General features: G+C 75.3%; 1 protein-coding gene. It reads left to right on the top strand.

The features are described from left to right. Positions 1 to 687, top strand: a 687-nt coding sequence (locus G3I40_RS43545) for an MFS transporter (RefSeq protein ID WP_164560318.1), incomplete at both ends; no start/stop codon positions are given.

The raw sequence follows: 687 nt of genomic DNA, 5'->3' as shown, positions 1-687 counted from the left end.
CCCGACCTGCCCGGCGCCCTCACGCTCGGCCTCGCGCTCGTCGCCCTCCTCGCCGCGCTCACGCTCGGCCGCGACGGCTGGCTGCGCGCCCCCATCGGCGTACTCCTCGCGGCAACCGCCGTACTCCTGGCGGCCTTTGTGGCGGTCGAGCGCCGCAGCGCGACCCCCATGCTCGACCTCTCGCTGCTGCGCCGCCCGCTCTTCCTCGCGTCGACGGCGGGCGGCCTGTTCACCGGCCTGTCGGTCATCGCGCTGTTCAGCTACGTCCCGACGCTCCTCCAGCACACGATGGACGTGACCCCGATGGGCACGGCCGGGCTGCTCATGGTCTGGTCCGGCACGGCGTTCCTCGTCGCCCTCCAGGCGCGGCGCCTGGCCGGCCGGGTCTCGCCGCGCCACCAACTGGCCCTGGGCTTCGCCCTGCACGCGCTGGCCGTCGCCACGATGCTGGGCGCGGCGGGCTCGGGCCACTGGACGCGCATGCTGCCGGGGCTCTTCGTCTCCGGCATCGGCAGCGGACTCCTCAACGCCGCGCTGCCGCTCCTCGCCGTCGAGTCGGTGCCCGCCGGGCGCGCGGCGATGGGCTCGGGCGCCAACAACACGGCCCGCTACATCGGTTCGGCCGCCGGGGTGACCCTGATGATCGCGGTGTCCACGTCGTCCGGCACGTCGTCGCACGCGCTGGCC

It is taken from the genome of Streptomyces sp. SID14478, from assembly GCF_010548525.1.
Taxonomy (GTDB): domain Bacteria; phylum Actinomycetota; class Actinomycetes; order Streptomycetales; family Streptomycetaceae; genus Streptomyces.
This window is presented reverse-complemented; position numbering and strand designations above follow the sequence as displayed.